Source organism: Nocardioides islandensis (genome assembly GCF_015352455.1).
Lineage (GTDB): Bacteria > Actinomycetota > Actinomycetes > Propionibacteriales > Nocardioidaceae > Nocardioides > Nocardioides islandensis.
On record NZ_JADKPN010000012.1, the window covers coordinates 57,643 to 73,846 of the forward strand.

A 16,204-nucleotide genomic window follows, 5' to 3' on the forward strand; every position below is an offset into this window, starting at 1 on the left:
GCGGCGACCGGCCAGGCCGGGTCGAACGGGGTGGCGGACATCGGACTCCCTCCGGATGTCTTACTACAGTAAGTCAATAGACGTTGTACCGTAGTTCGACACGCCGGCGGAACCGTCCAGGGTTTGGCGTCGTTCCTGCCGCTTTGGCGTCGCAGCAACGACGCCGAACGTCAGGGATACCCGCTCGAGCGGGTATCCCTGCCCATCACGCGACCGGCAGCCCGTGGGCCCTCCGGATGACGTCGACGATGCCGCCCATGATCGCGGTCAGCCCGAAGTCCTTGGGCGTGTAGACGGCGGCCACGCCGAGGTCCAGCAGCGCCCGGGCATCGGCGGACGGGATGATCCCGCCGACCACCACCGGGACGTCGTCCAGGCCGGCAGCGCGCAGGCCGTCGAGGACCGACGGCACCAGCTCCATGTGCGAGCCGGACAGGATCGACAGGCCCACGCAGTGCACGTCCTCGGCAACGGCCGCGGCCACGATCTCCTCCGGCGTCAGCCGGATGCCCTGGTACACCACCTCGAACCCGGCGTCCCGAGCCCGCACCGCCACCTGCTCGGCGCCGTTCGAGTGCCCGTCGAGGCCGGGCTTGCCGACGAGCAGGCGCAGCCGGCCGCCGAGCTCGTCGCCGGTACGGCGCACCCGCTCGCGCACCGACGCCAGCTCCTCGCCGGCCTCGGCGACACCCACCGCACCCGTGACGCCCGTCGGCGCGCGGAACTCGCCGAACACCTCGCGCAGCGTCCCGGCCCATTCCCCCGTCGTCGCGCCCGCACGGGCGGCGGCCAGGGTCGCGGCCATCAGGTTGGTGTCGGTCTTGGCGTCGGCGGCCAGCCGCTCGAGAGCGGACCTGACGGCGTCCTCGTCACGCTCGGCCTTCCACGCCCGCACGGACTCCATCGCGGCCGCCTCGGCCTCGGGGTCGGGGGCCTGGATGGCGGCGTCGAGGTCCGCGGTCAGCGGGGAGGGCTCGGTGGTCTCGAAGACGTTCACGCCCACGACCTTCTCGGCACCGGACTCGATGCGGGCCCGGCGCGCGGCGTGCGAGGCCACGAGCTGTTCCTTCATGTACCCGGACTCGACCGCCGCGATCGCCCCGCCCAGCGCCTGCACGCGGTCCATCTCCTCCCGGGCGCCGGAGACCAGCTCGGCGACCTTGGCCGCCACCACGGGCGAGCCGTCGAAGATGTCGTCGTACTCGAGGAGGTCCGACTCGAACGCCAGCACCTGCTGGAGCCGCAGCGACCACTGCTGGTCCCACGGCCGGGGCAGGCCGAGCGCTTCGTTCCACGCGGGCAGCTGGACGGCCCGGGCCCGCGCGTTCTTGCTCAGGGTGACGCCGAGCATCTCCAGGACGATCCGCTGGACGTTGTTCTCGGGCTGGGCCTCGGTGAGACCGAGGGAGTTGACCTGCACGCCGTACCGGAAGCGGCGCATCTTCGGGTCGGTGACGCCGTACCGCTGCTCGGTCAGCTCGTCCCACAGCTGCACGAACGCGCGCATCTTGCACATCTCCTCCACGAAGCGTACGCCGGCGTTGACGAAGAACGAGATGCGGCCGACGACCGTGCCGAAGTCCTCCTCCGAGACCTGCCCGGACGCCCGCACGGTGTCGAGCACGGCGATCGCGGTGCACAGGGCGTACGCCAGCTCCTGCTGCGGCGTCGCGCCGGCCTCCTGCAGGTGGTAGCTGCAGATGTTGATCGGGTTCCACGTCGGCATCTCGTGGACGGTGTAGGCGATCACGTCGCCGATCAGCCGCAGCGAGTGCTCGGGCGGGAAGACGTACGTCCCGCGCGACAGGTACTCCTTGATGATGTCGTTCTGCGTCGTCCCGGCGAGGTCGGCGGCGACGGCGCCCTGCTCCTCGGCCACCACCTGGTAGAGCGCCAGCAGCCACATCGCGGTGGCGTTGATGGTCATCGAGGTGTTCATCTCCGACAGCGGGATGCCGTCGAAGAGCTTGCGCATCTCGCCGAGGTGCGGGACCGGTACGCCGACCTTGCCGACCTCGCCGCGCGCGAGCGGCGAGTCGGGGTCGTACCCCGTCTGGGTCGGCAGGTCGAAGGCGACGGAGAGGCCGGTCTGCCCCTTGGCCAGGTTGGTGCGGTAGAGCGCGTTGGACGCCGCGGCCGTCGAGTGGCCGGCGTACGTGCGCATCACCCAGGGCCGATCCTTGCGCCTGTCCTTCTCGGGCATGTGCCCACGGTAGGACCGCGGCTACCGCGGGGTAACCGGCTCCGCGTGTGGGGTATCCGACCGTGAGGAACCGGTCACAGCGCACCCGTTGGTCGAGGAGGTTGCGCTAGCAACCGTCACGAGACCCGGTGAGAGATCCGCGGTCCGGTCACCGGGTCTCGTGACGGGACTTCGTCCCTCCTCGACCAGCGGTGCGGGTCAGGCGGAGGCGGCGGCGCGCTCGACGTCGACGAAGCGCATCAGGCGGGAGAGGTGCAGCATCCGGCGGACGGCCGGGCCGCAGCCGCGGAGCGTGACGTGGTTGCCGGAGAGGGAGGCCTCGCGGCTGGCGTAGGCCAGGACGCGGGTGGCGGTGACGTCCATCGACGTGACGGCCGTGAGGTCGACGACGACGTCCAGTTCGGTGCCGTGGAGCCGCTCGCGCAAGGCGTTGCGGACCTCCCACGTGCTGCGCGCGTCGAAGTCCCCGCTGAGGACCAACGTAGGTCCGTCGGTGACGATCTCCATCTGCCTACCCCGCTCTCCGGAACCCGAGATGTCCGGTGTTGGCGGGAGGCTCCCCCGTGGCGCCTCCCAGCACGGATCCGCGCGCGCGGGTCCGTACACCCACTATGACGCGCGACACGTCAAAACGGTTGCTCCTTTTCCGCCGCGAATTCTCACCGCGGAGCTCCCCACTAGAGTCCGACAGCATGGAGCGGCCATGGTGAACCTGACCCGCATCTACACACGCACGGGTGACGGCGGCCAGACCCGGCTCGGCGACATGAGCGTCACGTCGAAGAACGACACCCGCCTGCATGCCTACGCCGACGTCGACGAGGCCAACGCGCAGGTCGGGGTGGCTCTGGCGGTCGGAGGGGCGCACGACCTGGAGGAGTCGGTCCGCGCGGTCCTGATACACGTGCAGAACGACCTCTTCGACGTGGGCGCCGACCTGTGCACCCCGGTCGTGGAGAACCCCGAGTTCCCGCCGCTGCGGATCGAGCAGGAGTACGTCGACCGGCTCGAGGGCTGGTGCGACGAGTACAACGAGCACCTCCCGAACCTGCGCTCGTTCATCCTCAACGGCGGCACGCCCGCGGCGGCGCAGCTGCACGTCGCGCGCACCGTCGTACGCCGCGCCGAGCGCGCTGCGTGGGCGGCGTACGACGAGCACGGCGCGTCGATGAACCCGCTGGCCATCACCTACCTGAACCGGCTCTCGGACCTCCTGTTCATCCTGGCCAGGTACGTCAACCGGGAGCAGGGCGACGTGTTGTGGGTGCCCGGCGGCCAACGAGACGACCAACGAGACGACCAGCAGGCTGGAGAGGAGCTCGGGAGTGACTGACGACCAGCACCACGACCGCCACGGTCATCACCACGACAAGCGCCCCGAGCCCGTCGACGACCTCGTCGTCACCCACCACACGCTGCGGACGACCAGCGGCGAGATCACCTACACCGCGCGCACGGGCCGCATCGTGCTGCGCGAGGAGGAGGTGAAGAAGGACAAGTTCACCGGCTGGAAGGCCCGCGCGGAGCTTTCTATTACGGCCTACACGCTCGACGCGGACAAGGTGGGGGACGTCACCGAGCGGCCGATCTCGTTCGTGTTCAACGGCGGCCCGGGCTCGGCCTCGGTCTGGCTGCACATGGGCCTGCTCGGACCACGCCGGGTCGACGTCGGGGACGTCGAGGACCGCAACCCACCGCCGTACCAGCTGGTCGACAACCCCGAGACCCTGCTGGCGGTCAGCGACCTGGTCTTCATCGACCCGATGTCCACCGGGCACAGCCGGGCCGTCGCGGGCGGCAAGGCGGGCGAGTACCACGGCTTCGGCAAGGACGTCGAGCAGGTCACCGAGCTGATCCGGCTGTGGTGCACGCGCGAGGACCGGTGGATGTCGCCGAAGTACGTCATCGGCGAGTCCTACGGCACCACCCGCGCCGTCGCGGTCGCCGAGCGACTCGCACGGGTGCACGCGATGGGTCTCAACGGGCTGGTGCTGGTGTCCAGCGTCGTCGACTTCGGCAGCCAGGACTTCCAGTACCTCCGCGCCGACGAGGCCTGCCTCAACTTCCTCCCGACGTACGCCGCCATCGCCCACTACCACGGGCTGCACGAGGGACGGACGCTCGAGGAGGTCCGCGCCGAGGCCGAGGAGTTCGCGGCGGGGCCCTACCGGCTCGCACTCGCCCGCGGACACCGGCTGCCGGCCGAGGAGCGGGCCGAGATCGTCTCGACGCTGGCCCGGCTGGCCGGCGTCAGCGAGGAGTACGTCGACCGCTCCGAGCTGCGCATCGAGCACTGGCGCTGGTGCACCGAGCTGCTGCGCGACCGCGGACTGACCGTCGGCCGGATCGACGGGCGCTTCACCGGCCCGCTCTACTCCCGCATCGCCGAGAACATGGACGCCGACCCGTCCATCGACGCCATCGACGCGCCGTTCACCGCCGCCATCCACCACTACCTGCGCGGCGAGCTCGGGTCGAACCAGGACCTCCCCTACGAGGTCTTCGCCAACGCCATCAAGCAGTGGTCGTTCAAGGAGTTCGAGGGCAAGCCGATCAACGTCGCCGACAAGCTGGAGCGGCTGATGCGGGTCAACCCGCACCTGCGGGTGCGCATCGAGTACGGCTACTACGACCTCGCCACGCCGTACCACGCGGCCGAGGACATGGTCGCCCACCTCCGCATCCCCGCCGAGGCCTTCGACCGCATCGAGCACGCGTACTTCCCGACCGGCCACATGCCGTACATCCACGAGGAGTCCCGCATCCGCGAGGCCGAGGGCATCACGGCGTTCGTCACCGCCCACACCTGACCGATCAGCTGCGGGGCTCGTTCATGACCTCGGGCGGAAGTGCGTAGATGAGCCCCGAGCAGTGGACGATCACGGCTTGGTGGATGAGCACGCGCAGGTAGTGCTCCTCGATCGGGGGCGCGACGAGGGTCAGCTCGCCCGAGGCGATCCGGTCGCGGATGTGCGCGAGGATCGGCAGCCCGGCGATGGTGCGGTCCTTCATCCCGTTGCACACCGCCGTGAGCATCCGGCCGTACTGGTCGAACTGGGGCTCCGGGGTGATCGTCATGAGGGCGGACAGGTTGGTGCGGTAGACGTCCACGTGCTTGTCCAGGTCGGTCCGGTAGCCGAGGTCGTACTCGGGGCACAGGGCCGCCAGGGCGGACCGGACGACGGCCTGCGGGCCTGACCCGACGTAGCCCATCTCGGAGGCCAGCCGGCCCTCCGCCACGTCGGCGGTGAACCCCTGCGACTTCCACACGCAGACCCCGTACCCCGCGGGGAGGTCCCGATCGGCCCCCTGGCTGCTCCCCTCGGCCTCGTAGTCCATCCAGAGCAGGAACGTCTGCTGGGCCTCGGTGCTGGTGTCCACGAGGGACGGCAGGTCCGGGGGCACGTCGACGTCGGCCACCGAGACCAGGATGCCGGTCGCACTCGGTGCCTCGGACGGCGCCTCGGACGACGCGCCCGTTGCCGCCTCCGTCGGCGACGAGCTCTCCGCCGCCGGCTGCTCGGCAGCCGTGCTGCTGGACTCCGTACCGCACCCGCTCAGTGCCACCAGCATGATCGCCGCCAGCAGGCTGCCGCTCCCCCGTGCCATGGTCCCCCCGTTCGACGCTGCCCTGGTCGCGCCCCAGGGTCGCGGCTCGGGGGGTGTGACGCCTCATCCGTTCGGTTGGACTTCACCACCCCGGGGTCGTCAGGGGTCGCCGCCGTCGGAGGAAGCCCGCACGAACACGTCGGGGTCGAGGTCGAAGCGCAGGATCGTGCCCGCGCACACCAGCCCCGCGGCCTCGAGCGTGGCGCGCGAGGACCAGTTCTTCCACCAGCACCCCGCGACCGGGGTGAGGCCCGCGTCGCGCACCGCCCGGGCAGTCAGGGACAGGATCGAGGAACCGACGCCGTGGCGGCGCAGCACGGGGTCGACGTACATCCCGATGTCCACGACCCCGCTGTCCAGGGCGTGCCGCTCGTGGACGGCGATGCCCACCTCGCGGCCCTCGAGCCGGGCGATGCTCATCGCGCTCTTCTCGACGTACGACGCGAAGTCCGACTGCCAGCCCGTCGAATGGAGGTAGTCGAGGTCGGCGTGCGTGGCCAGCGTGATCTCCAGCCCGGGGACCGGCTCGCGCAGGTCGCCCGGATCGGGCAGGCGGAACTGGTAGGCCTGCGACCCGACACCGGTCGCATAGGCGCCAAAGGTGGTGACGTGGTGGGCGTCCCAGGACGCGAGGTACGCCGTGCGCGCACCACTCTCGTCGAGCACCACCTCCATGACCTGCCGGTCCAGCGCGATGGCGCGCCGGTCCAGGGTGAGCAGGCTGAGGTACGGCGACTCGTCGGCGGTCCAGCCGGCGACGCCCACGGGTTCGCCGTCGACGCAGATCGTGCGATGGGTGGCGTCCAGCCAGAGGTGAGCCATGAACGAGTCGCCACTCCAGTCCAGCGAGAGCTGGTGCGCATCGATCGCGGCGCGCGCCTCCTCGGGGGAGGTGGCCTCGAGGCTGATCGAGACATCCCTCCTGATCACGAGTCGAAGCCCAGGCCGGCGCGGTCCAGGGTCCGGAGCCAGAGGTTGCGCCTGCCGCCGTGACGGTCGGCGGCGGCCAGCGACCACCGGGTGAGCTGGACGCCGGCGTAGGCGAAGGGCTCGGGCGGGAACGGCAGAGGCTTGCTGCGCACCATCTCCAGCGACGTGCGCTCGGTCTGGCGACCGTCGAGCAGGTCGAGCATCACGTTGGCGCCGAAGCGCGTGGCGCCGACGCCGAGGCCGGTGTAGCCGAGGGCGTACGCCGCGCGGCCGGCGTACGCCGTGCCGAAGAACGCGAAGAAGCGCGTGCACGTGTCGATGGCGCCGCCCCACTGGTGGCTGAACCTGAGCCCCTCCAGCTGCGGGAACGTCTCGAAGAACTGGCGCGCGAGCAGGTCGAAGGTCTTCGGGCGCTGGTCGAGGTGGTCGTCGATCTTCCGGGCGAAGTGGTAGATCGCGTCGTACCCGCCCCAGAGGATCCGGTTGTCCGCGGTCAGCCGGTAGTAGTGGAACTGGTTGCCGCAGTCGTCGATGCCCTGCCGGTGCCGCCAGCCGATGGAGTCGAGCTGCTCGGCCGACAGCGGCTCGGTCATCAGCGCGTAGTCGTAGACGGGTACGGTGTGCCAGCGCACCCGCTTCACCAGCGCGGGGAAGGCGTTGGTGCCAAGGGCCACGCGCGCGGTGCGGACGCTGGCGCCGCCGGCGGTCCGGACCCGCATCCCCACGCCGTCCTTCTCGAGTGCGGTCACCTCGGTGTGCTCGTGGATGCGCACGCCGAGCCGCTCGGCGGCGTCGGCCAGCCCCCACGCCAGCCGGGCCGGGTCCACGAGCGCGTTGTCGTCACGGGTCCAGAGCCCGGCGAGGTACGTCGGGGACGCGACCTCGGCACGGACGGCGTCCCGGTCCAGGTAGGTGCCCTCGTCGGCGTCGCGCAGCCACGCGACCTGGTGCGGCTCGGTGGCCACCGACAGCGAACCGGTGAGCTCCCACGCGCAGTCGATGCCGTACCTGCCGACCGACGACTCGATCTCCGCGAGGTTCTGCAGTCCCATCCGCTCGAGGGTGTCGATCTCGCGCGGGAAGCGCTGCTCGCCGTTGTCCCTGCCGTGGGTCAGCGACGCCGAGCAGAAGCCGCCGTTGCGGCCGGACGCCGCCCAGCCAATGCGCTGCCCCTCGAGGAGGACGACCTCGCGGCCAGGGTCGCGCTCCTTGGCCAGCACGGCGGTCCAGAGCCCGGAGTACCCGCCGCCGACGACCACCAGGTCCGCCGTGGAGTCCGCGGACAGTGCTGGCCGGGCCTCGGGCCGGGCGGGAGTGTCCAGCCACGCCGAGGTCGGCTCGGCACCGGCGAGCGAGGGATGCACACCTCACCGTATTGGCCGGGTACGACGGCGTACCACCGGGTCCGCGGAGCGGCGAGGTCTGGTCCGCCGTTGTCCGAACGGTTGCGTTTTCCTCGATTCGCCCACAAACCTGTCAACGGGATGTCAACCTCCGAACAACCGACGGGCACACTCGGCGTGCCTGCCATCCCCCGAAGGACAGGCCCCCCATGTCCCAGTACCTCCGCCGTGTCGCGCCCGTGCTCACCGCCGCCCTCGTGGTCGCCGGCGCGCCGCTGCTGGCACCCGCACCCGCCACCGCGATCCCGTCCGTGCCCTCGCTCGGCTGCGTGACAAACCTGCCGGTGACGTCCCAGAACCTCACCGACGTCCCGATCCCGGACAACAACGTGGTGCTGCTGCTGAACAAGGCGACCAGCGTCATCAACGTGCCGGCCGGCGGCAGCCTCTCCTGGCTTCGGGTGCGGACGGACGTCCTGCACACCAACCCCGGCGACCTGCTGATGACCCTGACCTCGCCCCAGGGCGACGTGGTGACGCTGACCGACGGCTTCGGCGGGGCCAGCGACAACGTCTTCAACGGCACGTGGTGGGACGACGACGCGGGCGAGTCGATCGCGACCCCCGGCTCGGTCACCGAGGCCGTCTTCGCCAACAACGTGGTGCAGCCGCTGCTCGCCCCCGAGACCGCGCTGTCCTCGCTGCGTGGGCACGACGTCCAGGGCAACTGGGTGCTCACCGTGGGCGACCGGCTCATCGGGAACTCCGGCACCATCACCGGCTGGGCCATCGAGTACGCCACGCGCGGCGCCGACGGACCCAACGTCCGGACGGTCAGCAGTGGCCCCATCGGCGGTGGCACGGTGGCACCCGGGTCGCAGCAGTCCTTCACCTACGCGGCGCCCGTCAGCGGTCCCGGGGCCCTGCAGGACGTCGTCGCGAACCTCGACGTGGCCGGCCAGGCCGGATCCGTCCTGGCCACGCTGACCTCCCCCGCCGGCACGGTGATCACGCTGACCAACGGCAACGGCGGCCTCAACAGCCTGCTGGGCGGCACCACCTTCTCCGACCTGGGTGGCCTGGGCCTCGGCCCCATCACCTCGCTGCTCACCTCGCTCGCCGGCCGGATTCCGCTGTCCGGTCCGCAGGAGCCGCTCGGTGCGCTGACCGGTGAGGGCCTGGCCGGGGTGTGGACGCTGAACGTCACCAACCTCGGCGGGCTGCCGATCACCCTGAACGACTGGGGCTTGGACCTCACCGGCTCCACCTGCGGCCTGGACGGCGTGGTCACCTCGCTGACCCAGCTCCCGACGACCCTGCCGCTCGGCAGCACCGTCGCGTACGCCGTGTCGGTGACCAACAACCGGCTGGCGCCGCTGGACCTCAGCACGCTCAACCTCGCGCTCCCCAACGGCCTCGACCTGGTGTCGGTGACCAGCACGCTCGGGTCGTGCGCGGGCCTGACCTGCGTGCTCGGCACCCTGCTGCCGGGTGCCCAGGCGGTCGTGGTCTACCTGCTGAAGGCGGTCACCGACGGCGTCAAGAACGTCTCGGTCCTGCTCACCAGCGGCGGCACGGACGCCGTGCCGCTCAACAACGTGCTCAACATCGCGACCACCGTGCCGGCCGGCTCCGGCCCGGGCACGTCCGGCAACGACACCACCGCGCCGGGCCTGGTCCTGGTGCTCGGCAAGGACAAGCTGAAGACGGTGACCACCAAGGGCCTGCTGTCGGCGGCCGGCTGGACCGAGGCCGGCAAGCTCGTGCTGACCGTGAAGCTGCCGGGCAAGGTGGCCAAGAAGCTGAAGCTGCCCCGCGTCATCGGCAAGCGCACCATCGTCACCTCGAAGGCCGGCACCGCGAAGGTCCGGGTCAAGATCAGCAAGAAGGCCGCGAAGAAGCTGCTGAAGGCGCACAAGCAGGTGCGCCTGGTCGTCAAGGGCCAGATCCGCGACGCGGCCGGCAACCTGGGCAAGGCGTCGGCCGGAGGGACGTACAAGCCCTGACCCCGTACCACCCCCTGGAGCACCACTCCCCACGACGGGGCGCGACCGTCAGGTCGCGCCCCGTCGCGGTCTCCGCACCGCGGTGACGAGGAGGGCGGCGGGCACCATCGCGCCCATCACGACGTACAGCGAGTCCAGGGTGCCGACGTGGTTGCCGACGAAGCCCAGCAGCGGCGGGCCGGTGAGGAACGCGCCGTACCCGACCGTGGAGACGACCGAGACGCGGCGGGCGGCGCGCCTCGGGTCGTCGGCCGCGGCGCTCATGCCGACCGGGAAGCCGAGAGCGGCGCCGAGGCCCCAGATCGCGATGCCGACGGCGGCCAGCGCCGGCTGACCGCTGGTGATCACGAGCAGCAGACCGACGAACGCCGCGCCGGCCGACGCCAGCAGCACCGGCACCCGCCCGAACCGGTCCAGCAGCACCGGGCCGACGAGGCGGCCGGTGGTCATCGCGGTCACGAACAGCCCGAACCCGGCGACCCCGACGAAGTGCCGCGCGTCGTACCCGTCGACCAGCGCCAGGGCCAGCCAGTCGCCGGCGGCGCCCTCGGCCAGCGTGAAGGCCAGCACCATCGCACCGATCGCGACCGTGCGCGGCTCCAGCCACGGGGACCAACCCGGCGTCTCGGGCTCCTCCGCGTCGTCGTGCGGCGCGGCGGGGAGGAACGCGGCGGTCGCGACGACGACCACCGCGACCGCGGCGAGGGTGACGACGACGTGGACGGGCAGGGGTACGCCGACCCCGGTGGCGCCCGCGCCGATGCCCGCGCCGCCGATGGCCCCAAGGCTGAAGCCCGCGTGGAAGCGGGGCATGACCGTGTAACCGAGGCGGCGCTCGACCTCGGCACCCTCGACGTTCATGGCGACGTCCCACACCGCCGTACCGAAGCCGTAGCCGGCCAGCCCGACGGCCACGGTGGGAACGTTCTCGATCCCGGACACCCCGAAGGACGCCAACGCCAGGCCGACCAGCGTGAGGAAGGCTCCCCCGCGCACCACGCCGGTCGCGCCGATCTGCTCGATCAGCCGGCCGCTCGCCGGCAGGCCGAGCAGCGAGCCGATGGAGATGGACAGGAGCAGGAGCCCGAGGCGTCCGTTGCTGAGGTCCAGGTGCTCGCGGATGTCCGGCACGCGCGAGAACAACGTCGCGAAGAGCAGCCCGTTGAGGACGAACACCGTCGCGACGGCGTTGCGGGCACGCGCGTTCACAGGTGCTGGTGGGCGCTCGGCGGGGCGGCCTCCAGCCAGGCCTGGAAGCCCATCAGCGCCTCCTGGCTGAGGGCCAGCTCGATCTCGCCGTCCCGGCTGGTGCAGCGGATCACCACGTGGTCGGGGTACAGGGAGAGCTGCTCGACGCCGCCGGGGTCACGCCGGCCGGTGTACTCGAGGTCGCGGCGGTCCCAGACCCGCTTGGGACGGGGCGAGAGCGAGAAGATCCGGAACCACTCGAGGGTCTCGGCGGTGTAGCGGCCGAGCCCGAGAACCCAACCGCGCCCGACCTTGTCGGTCCGGGCGCGGTGGCTGAGCTCGAAGGTACCTCCGTGCCTGGCCAGCAGGCGACGGCGCACGATCAGGGCGATGCCGTAGACCAGGACGGCGACGAACGCGACTCCGGCGGCGTCGAGCAGCCACTGCCAGACCGGCATCGTCCACCTTTCCTGGACCGAACCGGCCCGTCATGAGCCTGGGTCAGCCCTGGGCGCTGCTCTCGTCGCGGGCCTTGCGCTCGTCGAGAAGGCGCTTGGCCTCCTCGTAGTCACTCTCGTGGGAGAGCTCGGCGTACTCGCAGAGGAGACGTACCTGGTTGTTGGCGACCGAGATGAACCCGCCGTCGACGGCGGCCACCCAGTGGCCGTCGTCGACCGTGCGGACGTCCACCTGGCCCGGGGCCAGCACCGACATGATCGGCTGGTGGTTGGCCATGATCCCGATCTCGCCGGCCAGGGTCCGGGCGTTGACCACGGTCGCCTCGCCGGACCAGACCTCACGGTCGGCCGCGACGAGGGACACCTGCATCGTGTTGGGCATCGGTCAGAGGCTCTTCTGGATCTCGTCCCACCGACGCTCGACGTCGTCCAGACCGCCGCACATGAAGAACGCCTGCTCCGCCACGTGGTCGTAGTCGCCGTCGGCGATCTTGTTGAACGCCTCCACCGTCTCCGACACCGGGACGGTCGAGCCCTCGATGCCGGTGAACTGCTTGGCGACGTAGGTGTTCTGCGAGAGGAACCGCTGGATGCGGCGCGCCCGCGACACGATGATCTTGTCCTCCTCGGAGAGCTCGTCGACACCGAGGATCGCGATGATGTCCTGGAGCTCCTTGTTGCGCTGGAGGATCTGCTTGATGCGGATCGCGCAGTTGTAGTGGTCCTGGCCGATGTACTGGGCGTCCAGGATCCGCGACGTCGAGGTCAGCGGGTCCACGGCCGGGTAGATGCCGAGCGACGCGATCTCGCGGGAGAGCTCGGTCGTGGCGTCCAGGTGCGCGAACGTCGTGGCCGGTGCCGGGTCGGTGTAGTCGTCGGCCGGCACGTAGATCGCCTGCAGCGAGGTGATCGAGTGACCACGCGTCGAGGTGATCCGCTCCTGGAGCGTGCCCATCTCGTCGGCGAGGTTCGGCTGGTAGCCCACCGCGGACGGCATGCGGCCGAGCAGCGTGGACACCTCGGAGCCGGCCTGGGTGAACCGGAAGATGTTGTCGATGAAGAGCAGCACGTCCTGGTTCTGCACGTCGCGGAAGTACTCCGCCATCGTCAGCGCCGACAGCGCCACACGTAGGCGGGTGCCCGGCGGCTCGTCCATCTGGCCGAACACCAGGGCGGTCTGCCCGATGACGCCGGCCTCCTCCATCTCCGCGATGAGGTCGTTGCCCTCGCGGGTGCGCTCGCCGACGCCGGCGAACACCGACACACCACCGTGGTCACGGGCGACGCGCGCGATCATCTCCTGGATCAGCACGGTCTTGCCCACGCCCGCGCCGCCGAACAGGCCGATCTTGCCGCCCTGGACGTACGGCGTGAGCAGGTCGATGACCTTGATGCCGGTCTCGAACATCTCGGTCTTCGACTCGAGCTGGTCGAACGCCGGCGCCTTGCGGTGGATGCCCCAGCGCTCCTTGACCTCGAGCTTCTCGCCCTCCTCGAGGTTGAGGCACTCGCCGAGGGTGTTGAAGACGCGGCCGAGGGTCGCGTCGCCGACCGGCACCGTGATCGGGCCGCCGGTGTCGACGACCTGCGCCCCGCGGACCAGGCCGTCGGTGGGCTGCAGCGAGATCGCGCGGACCATGCCGTCGCCGATGTGCTGGGCGACCTCGAGCGAGAGCGTCTTGGTCTCGTCGAGGATCGTCAGCTCGGTCTCGAGCAGGTTGTACATCTCCGGCATCGAGTCGACCGGGAACTCGATGTCGACGACCGGGCCGATGACCCGGGCGATGCGGCCCGTGCTCCCCTGGCCCGACTGGGTCTGGGTGTCTTCAACAGTGGCAGTCATGTCTTCTCACTCATTCCTGGGTGTCACTCGGCGGCGGCGTTGGCGTCGGCCAGCGCGTTCACGCCGCCGACGATCTCGGAGATCTCCTGGGTGATGCCGGCCTGGCGGGCCTGGTTGGCGATCTGGGTGTACTTCTTGATGAGCTCTTCGGCGTTGTCCGTCGCGGACTTCATCGCCTTCTGCCGGGCGGCGAGCTCGGAGGCCGAGGCCTGGAGCAGCGCGAAGAAGATGCGGCTCTGGACGTACTTCGGCAGCAGCTCGTCGAGGACGGTCTGCGGCGACGGCTCGAACTCGTAGAGCGGCAGCACCTCGTCCGCGTCCGGCTTCTCCTCGCCCTCGACGACCTCGAGCGGCAGCATCCGCACGCTGTGGGGCTCCTGCACCAGCATCGACCGGAACATCGTGTAGACGAGGTGGACCTCGTCGACGCCGTCCTCGGAGTCGGTGTCGGCCACGAACGCGCCGATCAGGGCCTCGCCGATGGCCCGCGCGTTCTCGTACCGCGGCTGGTCGGAGAAGCCCGTCCAGGTCTCGCGGACCGGCCGGCTGCGGAACCGGTAGTAGCCCTCGCCCTTGCGGCCGGCGATGAAGGTGACGACCTCCTTGCCCTCCGAGCGCAGCCGCTCGGCCAGCCGCTCGGCCTCCTTGAGCACGCTCGAGGAGTAGGCGCCCGCGAGACCGCGGTCGCTGGTCACGATCAGCACGGCGGCCCGGCGCGGGTTCTCCGGCTCCGTGGTCAGCGGGTGCTTGACGTTGGAGTAGGTCACCAGCGCCGAGACCGCCCGGGTGAGCTCGCGGGCGTACGGCGCGGCCTGCTGGGCCCGCTGCTGCGCCTTGATGATGCGGGACGCAGCGATGAGCTCCATGGCGCGCGTGATCTTCTTGGTGGACTCCACCGACTTGATCCGCGCGCGGTACTCACGCAGCGATACAGCCACAGGTACTAACCCCGCTTCTGCTTGACGATGGTCTCCTGCTCGAGCTCCTCGTCGGGCAGGGCCTCGGCGGGCGCTTCGTGACCGACCTTGATCGACTCGCCCTCCGAGGTCTCGAACTGGTCGAGGAACTTGTCGTAGGCCGCCTCCGCCGCGGAGGCCGTGTCGTCCTCGAACTTCTGCGACTCGCGGATGGTGTCGAGCAGGTCGGCGTGCGAGCGGCGCAGGAAGTCGAGGAACTCGTTCTCGAAGCGCAGCACGTCCGCGGTGGGCACCCGGTCGAGCCGGCCCGTCGTACCGATCCAGAGGGAGATCACCATCTCCTCGAGCGGGTACGGCGAGTACTGCGGCTGCTTGAGCAGCGCCATCAGGCGCTGGCCGCGGTCCAGCTGCTGGCGCGAGGCGGCGTCGAGGTCGGAGGCGAACATCGCGAACGCCTCCATCGCGCGGAACTGCGCGAGGTCGACCTTCAGCGAGCCGGTGACCGACTTCATGGCCTTGGTCATCGCGTTGCCGCCGACCCGCGACACCGACACACCGACGTCGATCGCCGGGCGCTGGTTGGCCGCGAAGAGGTCCGACTGCAGGAAGATCTGGCCGTCGGTGATCGAGATGACGTTGGTCGGAATGTACGCCGACACGTCGTTCGCCTTGGTCTCGATGATCGGCAGGCCGGTCATCGAGCCCGCACCGAGGTCGTCGGACAGCTTCGCGCAGCGCTCCAGCAGGCGGCTGTGCAGGTAGAACACGTCGCCCGGGTAGGCCTCGCGGCCCGGCGGGCGGCGCAGCAGCAGCGACACGGCCCGGTAGGCCTCGGCCTGCTTGGTGAGGTCGTCGAAGATGATCAGCACGTGCTTGCCGTCGTACATCCAGTGCTGGCCGATGGCCGAGCCGGTGTAGGGGGCGAGGTACTTGAAGCCCGCGCTGTCGGAGGCCGGTGAGGCCACGATCGTGGTGTACTCCAGCGCGCCGGCCTCCTCGAGGGCGCCACGCACCGAGGCGATGGTCGAGCCCTTCTGGCCGATCGCGACGTAGATGCAGCGGACCTGCTTGGCCGGGTCGCCGGTCTCCCAGTTCTGCTTCTGGTTGATGATCGTGTCGATCGCGATCGTGGTCTTGCCGGTCGAGCGGTCGCCGATGATCAGCTGGCGCTGGCCGCGGCCGATCGGGGTCATCGAGTCGATGGCCTTGATGCCGGTCGCCAGCGGCTCGTGCACCGACTTGCGCATCATCACGCCGGGAGCCTGGAGCTCCAGGGCGCGGCGCTCGTCGGACGCGATCTCGCCGAGACCGTCGATGGGAGTGCCGAGCGGGTCGATCACCCGGCCCATGAAGGCGTCGCCCACGGGGACCGAGAGGATCTCGCCGGTGCGGCGGACCGTCTGGCCCTCCTCGATCTTGTCGAAGTCACCGAGGACCACGACACCGATCTCGCGGGTGTCGAGGTTCAGGGCGATGCCGAGCGTGCCGTCCTCGAACTCGAGCAGCTCGTTGGCCATCGCCGAGGGCAGGCCGGCCACGCGTGCGATGCCGTCGGCACACTCGGCGACGGTGCCGACCTCTTCGCGGCTGGCCGCCGACGGCTTGTAGTCGTCGACGTACTTCTGGAGCGCGTCGCGGATCTCCTCCGGACGAATGGACAGCTCCGTCATGTCTGTTGCCTCTTCCCTGTTCTCTGCGGGACTCGGT

14 protein-coding genes are annotated in these 16,204 nt (G+C 70.4%); 3 read left to right on the top strand and 11 right to left on the bottom strand.

What is annotated here, in order from left to right:
* Positions 1-205 precede the first annotated feature (205 nt).
* Both ISU07_RS17685 and ISU07_RS17690 read right to left on the bottom strand, forming a co-directional pair.
* On the bottom strand, positions 206-2,203 hold the full coding sequence (locus ISU07_RS17685) for a protein meaA (RefSeq protein WP_194708154.1): 1,998 nt from the start codon (positions 2,201-2,203) through the stop codon (positions 206-208).
* A gap of 198 nt (positions 2,204-2,401) precedes the next feature.
* Complete coding sequence (locus ISU07_RS17690) at positions 2,402-2,710, bottom strand: STAS domain-containing protein (RefSeq protein WP_194708155.1); 309 nt, start codon at positions 2,708-2,710, stop codon at positions 2,402-2,404.
* Between the two features lie 196 nt (positions 2,711-2,906).
* On the opposite strand from ISU07_RS17690, the gene ISU07_RS17695 reads away from it, so the two are divergent.
* Both ISU07_RS17695 and ISU07_RS17700 read left to right on the top strand, forming a co-directional pair.
* Positions 2,907-3,536, top strand: a complete 630-nt coding sequence (locus ISU07_RS17695; protein WP_194708156.1) for a cob(I)yrinic acid a,c-diamide adenosyltransferase — start codon at positions 2,907-2,909, stop codon at positions 3,534-3,536.
* Complete coding sequence (locus ISU07_RS17700) at positions 3,529-5,013, top strand: S10 family peptidase (RefSeq protein ID WP_194708157.1); 1,485 nt, start codon at positions 3,529-3,531, stop codon at positions 5,011-5,013. The genes ISU07_RS17695 and ISU07_RS17700 overlap by 8 nt, the downstream gene beginning before the upstream one ends.
* A gap of 4 nt (positions 5,014-5,017) precedes the next feature.
* Here ISU07_RS17700 and ISU07_RS17705 read toward each other — a convergent pair whose 3' ends face one another.
* From ISU07_RS17705 to ISU07_RS17715, 3 genes are all read right to left on the bottom strand, one after another.
* The gene (locus ISU07_RS17705; protein WP_194708158.1) at positions 5,018-5,812 is read right to left on the bottom strand and encodes a hypothetical protein; all 795 of its coding nucleotides are present in this window, start codon (positions 5,810-5,812) and stop codon (positions 5,018-5,020) included.
* A gap of 99 nt (positions 5,813-5,911) precedes the next feature.
* Positions 5,912-6,742: a GNAT family N-acetyltransferase gene (locus tag ISU07_RS17710; RefSeq protein WP_194708159.1), complete on the bottom strand. Its 831-nt coding sequence runs from the start codon at positions 6,740-6,742 to the stop codon at positions 5,912-5,914.
* Complete coding sequence (locus ISU07_RS17715) at positions 6,739-8,106, bottom strand: NAD(P)/FAD-dependent oxidoreductase (RefSeq protein ID WP_194708160.1); 1,368 nt, start codon at positions 8,104-8,106, stop codon at positions 6,739-6,741. The genes ISU07_RS17710 and ISU07_RS17715 overlap by 4 nt, the downstream gene beginning before the upstream one ends.
* Before the next feature lie 188 nt (positions 8,107-8,294).
* Between ISU07_RS17715 and ISU07_RS17720 the strand changes: the two genes are divergently transcribed.
* Positions 8,295-10,091: a proprotein convertase P-domain-containing protein gene (locus ISU07_RS17720; protein ID WP_194708161.1), complete on the top strand. Its 1,797-nt coding sequence runs from the start codon at positions 8,295-8,297 to the stop codon at positions 10,089-10,091.
* Positions 10,092-10,139: 48 nt separating this feature from the next.
* On the opposite strand, the gene ISU07_RS17725 is transcribed toward ISU07_RS17720, so the two are convergent.
* Genes ISU07_RS17725 through atpA form a run of 6 tightly spaced genes read right to left on the bottom strand, consistent with a single transcriptional unit; the run spans position 10,140 to position 16,167 of the window.
* Positions 10,140-11,300 (bottom strand): MFS transporter, encoded by a 1,161-nt coding sequence (locus tag ISU07_RS17725; RefSeq protein ID WP_323742688.1) that lies wholly within the window; start codon positions 11,298-11,300, stop codon positions 10,140-10,142.
* A complete protein-coding gene (locus tag ISU07_RS17730; protein WP_194708162.1) occupies positions 11,297-11,737 on the bottom strand; it encodes a DUF2550 domain-containing protein in 441 nt (146 codons plus the stop codon). Before ISU07_RS17730 ends, ISU07_RS17725 begins: the two co-directional genes overlap by 4 nt.
* Positions 11,738-11,780: 43 nt before the next feature.
* Positions 11,781-12,119, bottom strand: coding sequence for a F0F1 ATP synthase subunit epsilon (locus ISU07_RS17735; protein ID WP_194708163.1), 339 nt, complete (start codon positions 12,117-12,119; stop codon positions 11,781-11,783).
* 3 nt (positions 12,120-12,122) lie between these two features.
* A complete protein-coding gene (gene atpD, locus ISU07_RS17740; RefSeq protein WP_194708164.1) occupies positions 12,123-13,580 on the bottom strand; it encodes a F0F1 ATP synthase subunit beta in 1,458 nt (485 codons plus the stop codon).
* Between the two features lie 23 nt (positions 13,581-13,603).
* A complete protein-coding gene (locus ISU07_RS17745) occupies positions 13,604-14,518 on the bottom strand; it encodes a F0F1 ATP synthase subunit gamma (protein WP_194708165.1) in 915 nt (304 codons plus the stop codon).
* A gap of 5 nt (positions 14,519-14,523) precedes the next feature.
* Positions 14,524-16,167: a F0F1 ATP synthase subunit alpha gene (gene atpA / locus ISU07_RS17750; protein ID WP_194708166.1), complete on the bottom strand. Its 1,644-nt coding sequence runs from the start codon at positions 16,165-16,167 to the stop codon at positions 14,524-14,526.
* Positions 16,168-16,204 lie beyond the last annotated feature (37 nt).

Excerpts from the sequence above, each read along its gene's own strand:
- ISU07_RS17735 (WP_194708163.1), bottom strand. The coding sequence starts at position 12,119 with ATGCCCAACACGATGCAGGTGTCCCTCGTCGCGGCCGACCGTGAGGTC.
- ISU07_RS17690 (WP_194708155.1), bottom strand. The coding sequence starts at position 2,710 with ATGGAGATCGTCACCGACGGACCTACGTTGGTCCTCAGCGGGGACTTC.
- ISU07_RS17685 (WP_194708154.1), bottom strand. The coding sequence starts at position 2,203 with ATGCCCGAGAAGGACAGGCGCAAGGATCGGCCCTGGGTGATGCGCACG.
- ISU07_RS17705 (WP_194708158.1), bottom strand. The coding sequence starts at position 5,812 with ATGGCACGGGGGAGCGGCAGCCTGCTGGCGGCGATCATGCTGGTGGCA.
- ISU07_RS17730 (WP_194708162.1), bottom strand. The coding sequence starts at position 11,737 with ATGCCGGTCTGGCAGTGGCTGCTCGACGCCGCCGGAGTCGCGTTCGTC.
- ISU07_RS17695 (WP_194708156.1), top strand. The coding sequence starts at position 2,907 with ATGGTGAACCTGACCCGCATCTACACACGCACGGGTGACGGCGGCCAG.
- atpD (WP_194708164.1), bottom strand. The coding sequence starts at position 13,580 with ATGACTGCCACTGTTGAAGACACCCAGACCCAGTCGGGCCAGGGGAGC.
- ISU07_RS17720 (WP_194708161.1), top strand. The coding sequence starts at position 8,295 with ATGTCCCAGTACCTCCGCCGTGTCGCGCCCGTGCTCACCGCCGCCCTC.
- atpA (WP_194708166.1), bottom strand. The coding sequence starts at position 16,167 with ATGACGGAGCTGTCCATTCGTCCGGAGGAGATCCGCGACGCGCTCCAG.